Source organism: Actinoplanes sp. NPDC051346 (genome assembly GCF_040682215.1).
In the GTDB taxonomy this organism is placed as follows: domain Bacteria; phylum Actinomycetota; class Actinomycetes; order Mycobacteriales; family Micromonosporaceae; genus Actinoplanes.
Genome location: NZ_JBFBAJ010000004.1, coordinates 366,217 through 380,695, shown reverse-complemented (window position 1 = coordinate 380,695; position 14,479 = coordinate 366,217). Strand labels below are relative to the sequence as shown.

The 14,479-nt window shown below is 72.5% G+C and carries 12 protein-coding genes; 4 read left to right on the top strand and 8 right to left on the bottom strand.

The annotated features are described in order from the left end of the window. The first annotated feature begins 2 nt into the window (after nt 1–2). From AB0M36_RS13060 to AB0M36_RS13050, 3 genes are all read left to right on the top strand, one after another. Nucleotides 3–2,768, top strand: a complete 2,766-nt coding sequence (locus tag AB0M36_RS13060; protein ID WP_364156040.1) for an IPT/TIG domain-containing protein — start codon at nt 3–5, stop codon at nt 2,766–2,768. A 121-nt stretch (nt 2,769–2,889) separates the two neighbouring features. Then, a complete protein-coding gene (locus AB0M36_RS13055) occupies nt 2,890–3,084 on the top strand; it encodes a hypothetical protein (protein ID WP_364156037.1) in 195 nt (64 codons plus the stop codon). Further along, the gene (locus AB0M36_RS13050) at nt 3,051–5,789 is read left to right on the top strand and encodes an AAA family ATPase (protein WP_364156034.1); all 2,739 of its coding nucleotides are present in this window, start codon (nt 3,051–3,053) and stop codon (nt 5,787–5,789) included. Before AB0M36_RS13055 ends, AB0M36_RS13050 begins: the two co-directional genes overlap by 34 nt. 82 nt (nt 5,790–5,871) lie before the next feature. Here the strand turns inward: AB0M36_RS13050 and AB0M36_RS13045 are convergent, their stop codons facing one another. After that, a complete protein-coding gene (locus AB0M36_RS13045) occupies nt 5,872–6,168 on the bottom strand; it encodes an antibiotic biosynthesis monooxygenase (RefSeq protein WP_364156031.1) in 297 nt (98 codons plus the stop codon). Nucleotides 6,169–6,286: 118 nt separating this feature from the next. Further along, a complete protein-coding gene (locus tag AB0M36_RS13040) occupies nt 6,287–7,171 on the bottom strand; it encodes a LysR family transcriptional regulator (RefSeq protein ID WP_364156028.1) in 885 nt (294 codons plus the stop codon). 25 nt (nt 7,172–7,196) lie between these two features. On the opposite strand from AB0M36_RS13040, the gene AB0M36_RS13035 reads away from it, so the two are divergent. Next, a complete protein-coding gene (locus AB0M36_RS13035; protein WP_364156025.1) occupies nt 7,197–8,180 on the top strand; it encodes a DMT family transporter in 984 nt (327 codons plus the stop codon). Here AB0M36_RS13035 and AB0M36_RS13030 read toward each other — a convergent pair. From AB0M36_RS13030 to AB0M36_RS13005, 6 genes are all read right to left on the bottom strand, one after another. Further along, nucleotides 8,158–8,730 carry a histidine phosphatase family protein gene (locus tag AB0M36_RS13030; protein WP_364156022.1) on the bottom strand — a complete coding sequence of 191 codons (573 nt, stop codon included), beginning with the start codon at nt 8,728–8,730 and terminating at the stop codon, nt 8,158–8,160. The two genes, AB0M36_RS13035 and AB0M36_RS13030, sit on opposite strands and share 23 nt — an antisense overlap. A gap of 23 nt (nt 8,731–8,753) precedes the next feature. Next, nucleotides 8,754–9,635, bottom strand: coding sequence for a RyR domain-containing protein (locus AB0M36_RS13025; RefSeq protein ID WP_364156018.1), 882 nt, complete (start codon nt 9,633–9,635; stop codon nt 8,754–8,756). Continuing rightward, nucleotides 9,632–11,833: a TIR domain-containing protein gene (locus tag AB0M36_RS13020; protein WP_364156015.1), complete on the bottom strand. Its 2,202-nt coding sequence runs from the start codon at nt 11,831–11,833 to the stop codon at nt 9,632–9,634. Before AB0M36_RS13020 ends, AB0M36_RS13025 begins: the two co-directional genes overlap by 4 nt. 83 nt (nt 11,834–11,916) lie before the next feature. Next, nucleotides 11,917–12,885, bottom strand: coding sequence for a DNA topoisomerase IB (locus tag AB0M36_RS13015; protein WP_364156012.1), 969 nt, complete (start codon nt 12,883–12,885; stop codon nt 11,917–11,919). Next, the gene (locus AB0M36_RS13010) at nt 12,869–13,801 is read right to left on the bottom strand and encodes a glycosyltransferase family 9 protein (protein WP_364156009.1); all 933 of its coding nucleotides are present in this window, start codon (nt 13,799–13,801) and stop codon (nt 12,869–12,871) included. The genes AB0M36_RS13015 and AB0M36_RS13010 overlap by 17 nt, the downstream gene beginning before the upstream one ends. Beyond that, the gene (locus tag AB0M36_RS13005) at nt 13,798–14,478 is read right to left on the bottom strand and encodes an SDR family oxidoreductase (RefSeq protein WP_364156006.1); all 681 of its coding nucleotides are present in this window, start codon (nt 14,476–14,478) and stop codon (nt 13,798–13,800) included. The genes AB0M36_RS13010 and AB0M36_RS13005 overlap by 4 nt, the downstream gene beginning before the upstream one ends. Nucleotide 14,479: the final 1 nt, after the last annotated feature.

Here is a 14,479-nt window from a genome sequence, read left to right as displayed (position 1 = left end):
GGATGCGCGGAGTTCGGCGCCGGCTGGCGGCGGCGGCTCTGGGGCTGATGGCGGGAACCGCCGCGGTGCTCCACGTGCCGGCGGAGCCCGCGCTGGCCGCGACGCCGGCCGCGCGGACGGCCGCCGAACCCCGCGCCGGCGTCAACCTCGCCGGCGTCACCGACTGGACCGTCGAGACGCCGTTCGTGGACGTGTTCCGCACGGCCCGCGACTGGGTCAGCCAGGCGACGACCTGCCCGGGCGTGACGGCCTACAACTGCCGCCCCAACTACAAGTGGGGTGAGGGCCCGAAGCTGGAGACGGACGCCAACGGCTGGGTGACGCGGCTGGCCGCCGACCAGTACGTCGACGCGCCCATCTTCACCCGTTCCGCCGACGCTCCGGCCTGGCCGGCCGGCGCCCACGAGGAGCACTACCACGTCACCTGGGAGGGCGACGGCGACGTGACCATCTGGGGCGGAGGCCAGATCCTCAACCGCGGCACGAACTGGATCCAGTACGAGCCCGGCGCGGCGGGCAATCGCTTCCTGGCCATCACCCGGACCAACCCGTCGAACTACGTCCGCAACATCCACATCTGGATGCCGGGGTACGACGCGGTCAGCGGCGCCGCCCAGGTCTTCCACCCGGCTTTCCTGAAGAGTCTCTCCGGCATGAAATCCCTGCGTTTCATGACCTGGATGCTCACCAACGGCGGCTCGCCGTTCAAGGAGTGGACGGACTATCCGACGGTCGCCCGGTCCACCCAGACCCGCGGCGTGACGCCCGAACTGATGGCGCAACTGGCGAACCGGGTCGGGGCGGACGCCTGGTTCAACATGCCGCACCAGGCGACCGACGACTTCGTGCGCAAGTTCGCGGGTGCGGTGCGCGCCAGCCTGGACAAGAACCGCAAGGCCTACATCGAGTACTCCAACGAGGTGTGGAACGGCACGTACGAATATCCGCAGTCGTTCTACGCCCAACGCAAGGGCCTCGACCTCGGCCTGAGCGACGTGCCCTGGATCGCCGGCATGCGTTACCAGGCGCGCCGCTCCGTGGAGATCTTCCGGATCTGGCGGGAGGTCTTCGGCGCCGAGTCGGACAGTCGCCTCGTCCGGGTCCTTGCCACCCAGTCCGCCAACGAGACCGTGGGCCGCACGATGCTGGAGTGGAAGGACGAGGTCATCGGAGACCGCCCGGCCTACACCCAGGCCGACGCCGTGGCGATCGCCCCCTACTTCCACTGCGCCGACCGGTGGATCCCGGGCGACCCGACGTCCTACATTCCGTACGACTCCAAGGCCACCGCCGTGCGCACCCAGGTGCTCGCCGGCGGCGTCGACCGGCTGCTCGACGCCTGTCAACGCTCCATCGACGGGCCGATCCGCGCCCAGATCAAGACCTACAAGAACCTCGCCGACCAGTACGGGCTGAGCCTCGTGGCGTACGAGGGCGGTCAGCACCTCAACGCCCTCGACCGCGACGACGCCACGCTGATCGCGCTGTTCACCCAGGCGAACCGCCACCAGCGGATGCGCGACCTGTACGCGCAGTACCTGCAGCTGTGGCGGGACCTGGGCGGCGGCATGTTCGCCCTGTTCCTGAGCGCCGAGACGCCGTCCCGGTACGGCGCCTCGGGCCTGCGCGAGCACCAGGATCAGCCGTTGTCGCAGGCGCCGAAGGCCCGCGCGGCCGATCAGTTCATGCAGACCGTGGGGCAGCTTCCGCTCCGCGTGTCGGCGCCCACCGTCACCCGGCTGTCCATGCAGAGCGGCCGGGCAACCGGAGGCGCCGTCATCAGAATTAGCGGCGCCAACCTGGACGCTGCCTCCAGCATCCGATTCGGTACGGTCACCGCGCCGTTCAAGTCGGTGGTGATCAAGGGCGTCACCGAGCTGGTCGCCACCGTTCCGGCGTACCCGGGCGGCGGCGCGGTCGACGTCAGAGTGGTCAACCCGGCGGGCGCCAGCGCCGCCGGCGCGACCTCGCGCTTCACCTACCACGCCGCCCCGGCCATCACGGCGATGAGCAGGTCCACCGCGCTGACGACGGGCGGCACGGTCGTCACCCTCACCGGAACGAACCTCACCGGGATCACCAAGGTGAACGTGGGCACCCTCGCCGGCGAGGCGGTCCGGGTGACCCCCACGACGGTGCAGTTCACGGCGCCCAGGCGGGCCGTCGGCACCGTCGACGTCACGGTGACCGGAACCCACGGGACCAGCGCCGTCGTGCCCGCCGCCCGGCTCGCCTACGTCAACCCGCCGCCGCCGGCGGTCGGCACCCTGTCGGCCACCGCGGGACCGTCGCACGCCGCCACGACGGTGACCATCACGGGGACCAACCTGCGCTCGGCCACCCGTGTGACCGTCGGCAAGCTCCCGGCGAGCTTCACGGTGCTGTCCGATACCCAGATCCGCGCCGTCCTGCCGGCGCAGGCCGGCGGCGTGGTGGCCCACGTCCAGGTCGTCACGACCGTCGGCACCAGTCCGACGCACGGCTCGACGGCTTTCCGGTACATCGCCGCGGTCGTCCCCTCGGTCTTCGGGGTGGCCGCGAGCGGCCAGCAGTACCCGCCGCGGACGGTGACCGTCAACGGTAAGGGGTTCCTCTGGACCACCCGGGTCACGGCCGCCGGCAAGTCGGTGCCCTTCACCTTCGTGTCGGAGACCCAGCTCCGGGTCACCCTCCCGGCCGCCGCGAAAGCGACGTCGGTGAACATCCAGGTCGTCACGCCGGCCGGGACCAGCCCGATCACGGCGAACAACCGGTACACCTATCCGTAGACGCCCGCGCCTAGGCATGCCTAGGCGCGTCTGACCAGCGAAGATAGGTAAGCGCTTCCGATGTGGCGGCTCGCTCGTCGACCGAGGATTGATCCATCGACGGTTGACAAGGAGACACCCCATGCTGACGCACCCCGATCTGCTGCTGGCCCTGGCGAACCACCGGCACCGTGAGTTGATCGCCGAGGCCGACCGGTGGCGCCTGCTCGACAGCGCGCGCCGGGCCCGCCGGGCCCGGAAGACCCCGGCCGTGCGCGGACGGCCCGCCGGTACCCTGGCGTCGTGCGAACCATCCGCGGTGGTGCCAGCCCGGTGATGATCGGGCGGGAAAGCGAGCTGCGCCGGCTGGCGCGGCTCGCTTCGGCGCGGGAGCCGGCGGTCGCCATCATCGCGGGCGAGCCGGGTATCGGGAAGACCCGGCTGGTGCACGAGCTGCTGGAGTCCGTGCCGGCGGAGACGGTGGTCCTCATCGGCCAGGCGGAACCCGGCTCACTGTCCCGGCCGTACGAGGTGCTCCTGGACGCCATCGACGGCCGGCCGGAGGTCGACGAGCAGCAGCTCGCGGCCCTCGCGGACCCGGCGTGCAGCCCGGTCGAGCGGCTGCACACCGGTCTGGCCATCCTGGCCGACCTGATCGGCGACTCCCCCGCGGTCATCGTCTTCGAGGATCTGCACTGGGCGGACTCGGAGAGCGCGGCACTGTTCGAGCGGATCGCCGACCAGCGCGGGCCCCGGCTGCTCATCGGGACGTACCGGCCGGGCGAGGTGACCCGCCGCCAACCGGTGGCCGGCCTGCTGCCCACCATGGAGCGCCGGCACACGGTCACCCACGTACGGCTGGATCGCCTCACCCCCGCACAGACCGCGGCGTTGCTGGCGGCGGCTACCGGCGCTCCGGCACCGCTGCGCGCCGCGACGGCGCTGCACCACCGCACCGGCGGCAACCCGTTCTTCCTGGAAGAGCTGCTGCGCGCGCTGCCCGGACACGACGTGGAGGCGCTGGTCGAGCAGCCGCTGCCGTGGAGCCTCGCCGAGGTGCTCCGCCGCCAGGTCGACGACCTCGACCCGGTCAGCCACCGCATCGTCGAGGCCGCCACCGTGCTCGGGCACCGCATTCCGTTCGACCTGCTCGCCGACGTGACGGGTGCCAGCGAGGACGAGCTCGTCGCCGTACTGCGCGACCTGGTCACCCGGGGCGTCCTGGTCGAGTCCGGCGAGGACGAGTTCGCGTTCCGGCACGCGCTGGTGCGCGAGGCGATCGCCGACCAGATGCTCGGCCGACAGCGCCGCCGGCTGCACGAGGCGGCCCTCGAGGTGCTCCTGGGCAGCGGCGCCTCCGACCCCGCCATGGTGGCGCACCACGCCCGCGGCGCCGGCCGCTACGACGACATGGTCGCCGCGGCCCGTCGCGGCACCGCGCTCTATCTCTCCATCGGCTCCGCCTACCAGGCCCTGCAGTTGGCGGAGATGGGCCTCGACGAGGTGCCCGACGACACCGACCTGCTCGCCTCCGCCGCCCGAGCGGCCTGGCTGGCCGGACTGCTCGACGACGCCCTGCGCTACGGCCGGCGCTGGCGTGACCTCGCCGCCACCATGACCGACCGCGCCGAGTCGCTCTACCTCCTGGTCCGCATCGCGTGGGAGTCCCGCGAAACCGACGAGATGCGCGCGCTGACCCACGACATCGGGACCCTGATCGCTCAGCTCCCGCCCGGCGCCGACCAGGCGCGGGCGATGACCGCGATCGCGCAGTCGGCCTACCTGCGCGACGACCTGGACGCGGCGCTGCTCTGGTCCGACCGCGCGCTGGCACTGGCGGACGAGTTCGACCTGCCGGCCGTCCGGCTGGCCGCGCTCCTCGAGAAGGGCTCCACGCTCACGGAGCGTCCCCCGACCGCCGCCGCCGGCCGCAAGATCCTGTCCGCCCTCGTCGACGAGGCCGAGGAGGCGGGCGAGTGGGTCCTGGCCGCCCGTGCCCTCAACGCCCTGGTGCACGGCGAGCCACCCACCTCGCCGGTCGAGCACGCCGCGTCCCTGGAACGGATGCGGGTCGACGCCGAGCGAGCCGGCTTCGAGTCGCTAGCGGTGGCCACGTACTTTCAGGGCAGGGCCCGGCTCGCCCTGCGGGCCGGCAACCTGCGCGCCGCGATCGCCGCGCTGGAGGAAGGGCGCGAGCAGGACCGCGGCTACCGGCGTCGGGGCCGCTGGGCCGACTACCACGGGCACTTCCTCGCCGGGCTCTACCTGGAGGCCGGCGAACTCGACCAGGTCGAGCGGCTCATCACCGACCTGGCGGCGCTGCCCAACAACCCGCCGGGCGCGATACCCGGCCTCGCGTTCCACCTCGCCTGCCGTCGCGGCGACCTCCCGCACGCCGAAGCGTCCCTGGCCGAACTCATCGCGGCCCTCACCGAGCAGACGTGGCGCAGCGGCGAACAGGCCCACGACCTGATCTCCGCCGCGCTGAACGTCGGCCTACCGGCGCACCGGCTCGACCAGATGGGCACAGCCCTGCTCGACGCCGACGTCTGGGACGCCTACCGGACGCTCGTCGACGCCCAGCTCGCGGAGGCGCGCGGCAAGCGCACCGAGGCGCTGACCGGCTACCTGTCCATCGTCGAGGCCCACATCCTGGGGCCGGCGACCCGCGGCACCGTACGGGTGGCCGCCGCCCGCTGCCTGCTCGCCGACGACCGGCGGGAGGAAGCCACCGCGCAGGTGGAGGCGGCCGCACCCCTGCTGGCCGAATGGCGTGGCTGGCGGGTGGCCCAGCTCGCCCAGGTCCGCGCCCAGCTGGGCATGGCACCGGTCGACGCGGCGCCCGCGGTCACGGGCCCGGCGGCCCTGACCCCGCGCGAGCGGGAAGTGGCGGTGCTGATCAGCGACGGGCTGACCAACACGGACCTGGCCCGGCGGCTCTACATCTCACCGAAAACCGCCGCCGTGCACGTCTCGAACATCCTGCGGAAGCTGGGCGTCTCGTCCCGCACCGAGGTGGGCGACCGCATCGGGCGTCTCTGACCTCCGACGAACCACCGCGCCGGCGCGCCTGGAACGCCGCGACCAACAACCTTGACCCGGCGGTCCGGCTCGCCCACCGCCGTCAGGCGGTGAGAACCTCGTCGTAGTGCTCCACCGTCGGGAAGGGCTCGTAGAAGTGGTGCAGCAGGTTCCGCCACTGCTGGTACTCCGCCGAGCCCCGGAAGCCGACCGTGTGGTCCTCCAGCCGATTCCACTCCACCAGCAGCAGGTACGCGCTCGGCCGCTCCAGGCATCGCGACAGCGTCAGACGTCCGAACCCGGGCATGCCGGCGATGATGTCCTTCGCCCGTGAGAAGGCCGCCTCGAACGCTTCCTCCTGGCCCGGCTTCACCGACAGCGGCGCGTGCTCGAGAATCATCCGTGGAAGCCGAGGTTGGTCGACTCCATATGGAACGAGTCGCAGAGTAACGGCCACAACGCGCTCGGCGAGTGGGGCATGGTCCAGCGGGTACGTACGAGCACGCGGCGACCATAGGCTATCGGGCGCATTCCCGCAGCACCTCGAGCAGGCGGCGGGCCGGTGGCGCGGACTCCACGGCGGTCTGGACCAGCGCGAAGATCGACCGGACCGGCGTGGGGGCGGTGACCGGCACCACGGCGACGCCGGCGGGAAGCCTGGTCGCGCCGAGTCGGGGCAGCACGGTGATGCCGATGCCCGCGTCGACGAACGCGATCGCCGTGGGATAGTCGTGCGCCTCGACGCGGAACGACGGGCTGAAGCCGGCGCTCTGGCAGGTCTGGAGCAGGTTGTCGCGGCACCAGCCCCGGGCGAAGTCGTTGTCGATCCAGCTCTCGGCGGCGAGCGCGGCCAGTTCGATCTCGGGTCGGCCGGCGAGCGGGTGGGTGGCGGGAACCACGGCCACGTAGGGGTCGTCCAGCAGGTGGTGGGCCCGGGCTTCCCTCGTACCCGTGAAGTCGGGTCCGGCGACCGCGATCTGGACGTCGGGCCGCTTGGCCGACCCGGTCGGGAAGTCGTCGCGCAGCTCGAGGGCGAGCCTGAGGTCCGGGAAGTCGCGCAGCAGCGCCCGCGTCACGGTCGGCATCCACGCCGCGCCCACCGACGCGAAGTAGGCGACCGACAACGTGCCGGTGCGGCCCGCCCGCAGGTCCGACACCAGGGCCTCGACGTCACCGAGGTGGGCGAGGACGCCGTCGATGCGCCCGGCCAACGTGAGCCCGGTGGCCGTCGGCTCGACACCGCGCCCGTTGCGCGCGAGCAGCACCAGCCCGGTCTCCCGTTGCAGCGCCGTGACATGTTGGCTGACGGCCGACGGGGTGTAGCCGAGGTTGGCGGCGGCGGCGTTGACCGAACCGCTGGCCACGACGGCCCGGAACACGCGAAGCCGATGAACGTCCAGCACGCGGTCGACCATACAGTTCTGCTTAATGGTTGGGAAGAAGTATTTGCTGGTGCTGAAGTGGGAGCTGCCGCAGGGTGGACCCATGACCGTTACCACCGCCGAGCAGCACCGGACGACCGCCGCGCTGCCCCTGGTCGCCGCCGGGATCACCATGGTCCTGTGGGCGTCCGCCTTCATCGCGATCCGCTCCATCGGCGCGCACTACAGCCCCGGGTCACTCGCGCTCGGCCGGCTCGCCGTCGGGTCGCTCGCCCTGTCCGCCGTGGCGGTGCTCAGGCCGAGGCGCGTCCCGCGAGGCCGTCCCCTGCTGCTGGTCCTCGCGTACGGCGCGCTGTGGTTCGGCGTGTACGCGATCTTCATCAACGCCGCCGAGCACCACCTGGACGCCGGCACGACCGCGCTGCTGGTCAACGTGGGCCCGATCCTGATCGCGGTGCTCGCCGGCGTCTACCTCAAGGAGGGCTTCCCGCGCGGCCTGGTCGCCGGCCTCGCCATCGCCTTCTGCGGCGTCGCCACCATCGCCGCGGCCACCTCCACCGGCCGCCGCGACCTGACCGGGGTGCTGCTCGCGCTGGGCGCGGCCGGCCTCTACGCGATCGGGGTGGTGCTCCAGAAGCAGGCACTCACCAGCGTGGACCCGTTCACCGCGACGTGGCTGGGCTGCCTGGCCGGCGCGGCCGTCTGCCTGCCGTGGACGGGCACGCTGATCCACGAGGTGGCGGCCGCGCCGGCGCCGGCCACGCTGGGCCTGGTCTACCTCGGCCTGTTCCCGACCGCGGTGGCGTTCGCGACGTGGGCGTACGCCCTGCACCGGATGACCGCCGGGCAGCTCAGCTCGTCGTCCTACCTGGTCCCGGCGATCGCCGTGCTGATGTCCTGGGCGCTGCTGGGCGAGGTGCCGACCATGCTCGCCCTGGCCGGCGGAGCCCTCTGCCTGCTCGGCGTGGCCGTGACCCGCTCACCCGGCCTCTTCCGCTCGTCGCCGGCTACAGATGACCGGTGTCGTTGAAGCTGATCAGCGCCGGCGGTCGATCGTCGGACCACTGCACGACGGTGATCGCGCAGTGGGCCTGGTTCAGGCTCATCCACTGCCACACCGGCGCGTCGAGCACGTGGCGCACGAACCAGCCGATCACGAAGTTGTGCGTGACCAGCAGCTCGTCCCGGTCCTTCTCGCCGACGACGCCGAAGTGCTCGACAGCGGCCCGCAGGGCCACGGCGTCCTCGTCGCGCTCGTCGGCGGGCACGCCGTCGAACCACGCGTGCCACCGGTCCGGATATGCACTGAGCTGCCCCGGTGAGGGCACCGGCGTGCGGTCCACGACGTAGTCACAGGCATGCCGCGGCACCCGCGGGAGATGGCCGGCGACGATGTCGGCGGTCTGGGTCGCCCGGGTCAGTCGGCTGTGGTGGACGGCCGTGAACGGCACCGTACCGAGCCGACGGCCCAGCCGGTCCGCCTGCTCCCGTCCGAGCGGAGAGAGTCCGCCCGTCGGGGCGTGATCGGAGGCGGGGTCCTGCTCGCCGTGACGGACAAGGTACAGCCGTGTGCGAGCCATCGACACATCCCTCCGAGCAGCAGTCAGCGGCCTCGAGCGAGGTCAGCGTATCTGACGATCTGGACGGCCAGCGCGAGCACCAGCAGCAGCTCGGCCACCGACACGACCGCGAGGTCGACGCGGTGGGGACCGTTCACCCAGAAGACCACCAGGGCGCTCACCGCGGGCAGACAGAAGGTGCCCAGATCGACCACGAGCTGGGACACCTTACGCAGCCGGCGGTCGGGATCCGAGCGGTGGGCGATCTCCCAGCCGAAGATGCCGGGCGCGTCCTCGTCGGACGCGCCGGCCAGCTCGGCGAGTTTCGGTGCGAGCGTCAGGCGCAGGTAGCGCCCGAGGGCGGAGACCTTCTCGTCGTTGACGAGGTAGGTCCAGCCGAGGATCACGCACACGGGCGGCAGCAGCAGGAGCAGGCCGCTGTGCCCCCGCGGTGCCAGGGTCGCCGCGACGACGCCGGCCATCGACGCGAGGGTGGCGTAGATCAGGTTGTCGCGGAAGCCGATGCGGGTCTTCTGCTCCTCCTTGAGCCGTTCGTATTCCACGAGCAGCAGCTTGCCGGTGGTCACCGTTGAGTCGCTCACCGCACCATCCTCTCCGGTCGCCGCCCGCTGTCCACGAGCGATCCGATAGCCGAGTGTCAGCAGGACCTTGAGGACCTCGACGGCCGTGCCGCGGTCGACGTCCTTCTCGGACTCGGGCAGCTCGGCGTAGGGCACCAGGGTCGGGTTGGTCCGGGCCCGGTCGTCGCGCTCGGCGCCATGACGCCAGCCGTCGCGGATCCGTCCGGCACCCCAGACGTCGTGGTTGTTCTCCGCGAGCACCTCGACCAGAGCACGCAGGTCGGCGGGCAACCGGGTGCCCGAGGTGTCCAGCGGTCGGGGCCGCCAGGGCGGATCCCCGCTCACGCGGACCCCCGCGGCCGTTCGGGCCACGCCCGGGAGATGAGGAATTCCGTGTACGCCGCCGCGGTGGCCGCCGCGTACGCCTTCCACATGTCCCGCTGCGCGGTCTGACCGGAGCGGGAGGCGTCCGGCGCGGCACCGCGCATCGGCCGGTCGGAGATTCCGCGGATCATCGCGAAGCGGACGTCTCCGGCGTCGTGGACGGCAGCGCACACGCCCGCCGCCTCCATCTCGACGGCGACCAGGTCCGGGCGCTGGGCCAGCACGGGCGCGAAGGACTCGCTGCGCAGGTCGTCGACCACCTTGTCGCCGGAGGCCACCGGGCCGACCAGGACCGCCGGGCGGACGGGGGTGCCGTCCGGCGGCAGAGCCCGCAGGCGCCGGGCCCAATCCGGGCTGGTCGCGGCGACCGACCCGCTGGTGGTCGTCAGCGCGTCGTCGGTCGGCCAGACCCGGGTGCTGCGCGGTTCGAAGCCGCCGGGCCCGGCGGCGCCGTACTCGTAGCCGACGACCTGGCTGGCCACGACCACGTCGCCGGGGTGCAGCCGCTCGTCGATCGCCCCGGCGACGCCGACCACCAGGACGTACTTCGGCTTGAACAGTTCGATGGTGCGGACGGCGTTGACGGCCGCGCCGGCGTTGCCCGTGGTCACCCGGGCCAGGACGACCCGGAAGCCGTCGGCGCCGCCGATCCGGCCGGTGTGCCAGTCGCACCGGTTGCGCTCGGCGTCAGTTCTGCCGAAGTGGCGTTCCGGGGACTCGAGCAGGGCGAGCACGGCCTGGTACTCCTCCAGCAGGATCGTCAGCACGGCGATGTCCACCGGCGCGGGCGGGCCGTCCGACGGCGTCGCGCGGCGGGGGCTGCGCGACTGCCGGGGACGTAGCAGGAGCCCGTCGATGTCCTCCGCCACCTTCTTCGCCCGCTCAGCGTCGCGCATGTCGGTCAGGGTCGCGCCCTGCGAGGTGATCGACGTGTCGCCGGACTCGTCCAGGTAGTACGGCACGATCGTCAGCAGCCCCTCCGCCTCGGCCGCCCGCGCGGTCGCCAGCTCCTTGGCGCAGTAGGGGCTCTCCAGGTAGTGCCTGCTGATCAGTGCCACGAAGATGCTGCTGCCGCGGATCAGGTCGTCGAGCTGATCGGCCCAGCGGGCGCCCAGCGGGATCGTGTTGCGGAACTGGTAGTGGAAGAGCGGGACGTTTTTGAGGTCGAGCGCCCTGCCGACCTCCATGGCTAGTTCGTGGTCCTCGCCGGCGCTGCTGAGGAAGACCGCCTCGTCCAGCGACCGGCCGAGGCTGTAGAGATAGCGACTACCCTCCTCCGCGCTGCGGAACTGGCGCCGCGGCACCGGCAGCCGGTGGAAGGCCCTTTCGATGTCCGCGAGGGTGCTCCAGCGCACCACCGTCTCCTCCGGCGCCGGGCCACCCTTGGTGGCGTCCGCGAGCACCTCGTTGCGCAGCAGGGGGTGCACGACCGCCGGCGGTCCCGCGGACGGCTGGTGCACGAGCCGGATCGCCGGGATGAACCGACCCTGCAGGAAGGGCAGCAGCCAGCCGGAGGCGCGGCCGGCGTCGTGGACGACGAAGTCCATCGTGTCGAACCGCAGGGCGGCGCCGACGGCGTTGAGGTCGCCGGGATCGACCCGCTGCACGGTGTAGCCCGCCGAATCGATCAACTCCTCGATGCGGCGCGCCGCCTCCCGGTAGACCCGGCCGCGCGGCAGGACGACCCCGACGGCGCCCAACGGGCGGTCCCCGATCGAGGTGTAGGGCCGGCTCTCCTCGGCCAGCCGGGCCACCTGCTGGCCGAGCCCGCGGACCTGCTCACCCGCGTCGCTGCCGGGCACGAGCCGGTCGCGGTCGAAGTAGACGGTGTGCGTGGCCTCGGGAAAGTGCTTCTCGGGCACCCCCTTCTCGGCGATCACCAGTCGCGGCTTGCCGGCCTGCACGGCCAGGCCGTACTCGTAGACGATGAACGGCGAGCACAGGTAGGAAGGTTCCCGGCGTCGGGTCACGACGGCCACGAAGGCGGCGCTGAAGCGCATCATGACCTCGAGCTGGGTCGTCGACAGCGGCTTCGTGCCGGAGTCGACGGCGAACGCGAAACCGTTGTCCCAGAAGTAGTCGAGGAAATAGGCGTTGAGCAGCCGGTCGGCCGGACGGTAGCTGTGACTGAAGTACGTCGGGATCTGCGCGGAACCCACCGTCCCTCCTTCTGCCGGTCCTGCCATGTTGACCTCCCGGCGCGGGCGAAGGGAACCACCCTAACGGACCAAGGGCGTGACACTCAGTCCGTGAGCAGGTCGAGAACCGCCTCCTCGGTGGGCTCGTCCACCGTGCGCCCCTGCTCGTACGCCTCGACCACCCGCGGGTCCACATACGAGCCGCGCGCCACCGCCGGCGTGTTGCCAAGCAGTCCGGCGACCTCCTTCATGGCGTGCGAGACGGCCTTCCGGCGGGCCGACTCCGACTCCTTGGGTCCCGCCTTCGCCAGCTCATCGGCCGCCTTGACCGTGCCGTGCCAGGTACGGAAGACCTTCGCGGTCATCTCCGTGCCGCTGATCTCCCGCAGATAGGCGTTGACGTCGTCGGCGCGGATCTCCCGCCATTGTCTGGCCCGGGCGTCCCAGTAGGCGAAGAGCCGACGCTGTCCCCGGTGCCGCCGCCGCAGGTCGCGCAGCACCTGACAGACCTCGCCGTCCTCGACCGGGTGGGCGTGCTCCTTGCCCGACTTGCCGGTGAACTCCAGCACCACACAACCGCCGCTGGTCCGCACGTGCTCGGGGAGCAGGGTGGACAGGCCGTAGGACGGGTCGTCGTCACGTTGGGCGTACTGGTCGTTGCCGACCCGGAACATTCCCATGTCGAGCAGCCGGACGATCGCGGCCAGCACCCGGTCGCGGGTGAGGCCGCGTCCGCTGAGGTCGGCGCACAGCCGGGAGCGGATCTCCGGCAGCCGCTCGGCGATCTCCCGCGCGTGGTCGAACTTCTTCTCGTCGCGGACGGTGCGCCAGTGCGGGTGGTAGACGTACTGCTTGCGTCCCGCGTCGTCGGTGCCGGTGGCCTGGATGTGCCCGCGCGGGTCGGTGCTGATCCACACGTCGGTCCAGGCCGGCGGGATGACGAGGTCCTTGATCCGGGCCACCGCCGCGTCGTCGGTCAGGGGTTCGCCCTCGACGTCCAGGTAGCGGAAGCCCTTGCCGCTGCGGCGGCGCGAGTAGCCCGGCCGCCCGAGGTCGCTACGCCGTAACCGCATGGCGTTCCACCTCGCCGGCCGCCTGAAGAACCTCCTCCACGGTGACGGCGAGCAGCGCCGGATGGACCTCCGGGCCGGGCAGGTCGCCGCGCTCGGCCCGGGTGCCGTGCCAGATCGCGCGATGCCACGGCCGTCGCGGCGGCGGGCCCCAGCGGCGCGGCGGCATCGGGCCGAAAAGCACGACCGACGGCGTACGGTACGCGGTGGCCAGGTGCGCGACGCCGGTGTCGCCGCTGACCACCAGCCGGGCGTGGGCGACCAGCCCGGCCAGTTCGTCCAGGCCGGTGCGCACGGCGGCGTCCGGCCCCAACCCGGCCAGCCCGGCCACCCGCCGGGCGAGCTCCCGCTCGGCGTCCGCGCCGGTGACCAGCACCCGGTGCCCGGCCGCCGCCAGGGCCCCGGCCACGGCCGCGAACCGCTCGGGCGGCCAGCGGCGCGACGGCGACTTCGCGCCCGGGTGCACGATGGTGACGCCGCGCGGCACGTCCACCACGGGCGCCGCCAGCGTCAGGTCCGTCGGATCGGCGGCCACGCCGTAGTGGCGCGACAGCCGGCACCAGCGATTCACCTCGTGCTCCTCCTCGGTCCAGGCCGGACCGTCGAGATGCCCCGCCCGCGGGCTGGCAAACGCCCAGAGCTCCGCCGGTTCCACCGCTTGCAGCAGGCGGTGCGACCGCGGACCACGGCCGTGCAGGTTGACCGCCACCTCCACCGGCGGCAACGCGGGCAGCGGGGCACCGAGCCCGTCGGTGGGCACGATGCGGTCGACGCCGCCGATCAGCGCGATCAGCGGCGTCAGCCAGGTGGGAGCGGCCAGGGCGAGGGTCCGGGAACCGAAGGCGGCCCGGACCGCCCGCAGGGCCGGCACCCCCGTGGCGAGGTCGCCCACGCCGAGGGCGCGCAGCACGAGGATCACGGGTACGAGGTCTCCCGCTCGGCGGCGATGACCAGTTCGCGGACCGCGCACCCGGCCGGCTGGCCGAGCGCGAACATGACGGCGTTCGCCACGTTGGCGGGATCGTTGAGGATGGCGTCCGGCCCGGGCTTGTAGCGCTCGTCGCGGTCGTCGAAGAACCTCGTACGCATGCCGCCCGGGATGACCAGGGTGACGTTGACCTGCCCGGCCAGCTCGGCCGCCAGCGCCCGGGTGAACCCGACGACGCCGAACTTCGCGGCGCAGTACGCGGTCGCGTCACTGACCGCCTTGACGCCCAGCGTGGACGCGATCGTGACGACGCCGCCGTGCGTCCGCTTCAGGGCCGGGATCGCGGCCCGGATGACCGCGGCGGTGGAGAGCAGGTCGATGGTGACGATACGGTCCCAGGTCTCGCCCGGGATGTCGGCGAGCGCCCCGGGCACATCCATGCCGGCCGCGGTGACCACGCCGTCGACGCCGCCGCCGGCCCGCTCGATCAGTTTCCGGGTGGCGGCCTCGGCGGCCCGGGTGTCGGCGAGGTCGCACTCGACCCACTCGACGCCCTCCGACGGAGGCTGCCGGTCGATGACCAACGGACGGCCGCCGGCCCGGACGACGGCGGCGACGACGGCGGCGCCGAGGCCGCTCGAGCCGCCGGTGACGATGACTGCGTCCATG

Coding starts and splice junctions, on each gene's coding strand:
- AB0M36_RS13060 (WP_364156040.1), top strand. CDS start 3: ATGCGCGGAGTTCGGCGCCGGCTGGCGGCGGCGGCTCTGGGGCTGATG.
- AB0M36_RS13055 (WP_364156037.1), top strand. CDS start 2,890: ATGCTGACGCACCCCGATCTGCTGCTGGCCCTGGCGAACCACCGGCAC.
- AB0M36_RS13045 (WP_364156031.1), bottom strand. CDS start 6,168: ATGATTCTCGAGCACGCGCCGCTGTCGGTGAAGCCGGGCCAGGAGGAA.
- AB0M36_RS13035 (WP_364156025.1), top strand. CDS start 7,197: ATGGTTGGGAAGAAGTATTTGCTGGTGCTGAAGTGGGAGCTGCCGCAG.
- AB0M36_RS13030 (WP_364156022.1), bottom strand. CDS start 8,730: ATGGCTCGCACACGGCTGTACCTTGTCCGTCACGGCGAGCAGGACCCC.
- AB0M36_RS13015 (WP_364156012.1), bottom strand. CDS start 12,885: ATGCGGTTACGGCGTAGCGACCTCGGGCGGCCGGGCTACTCGCGCCGC.
- AB0M36_RS13005 (WP_364156006.1), bottom strand. CDS start 14,478: ATGGACGCAGTCATCGTCACCGGCGGCTCGAGCGGCCTCGGCGCCGCC.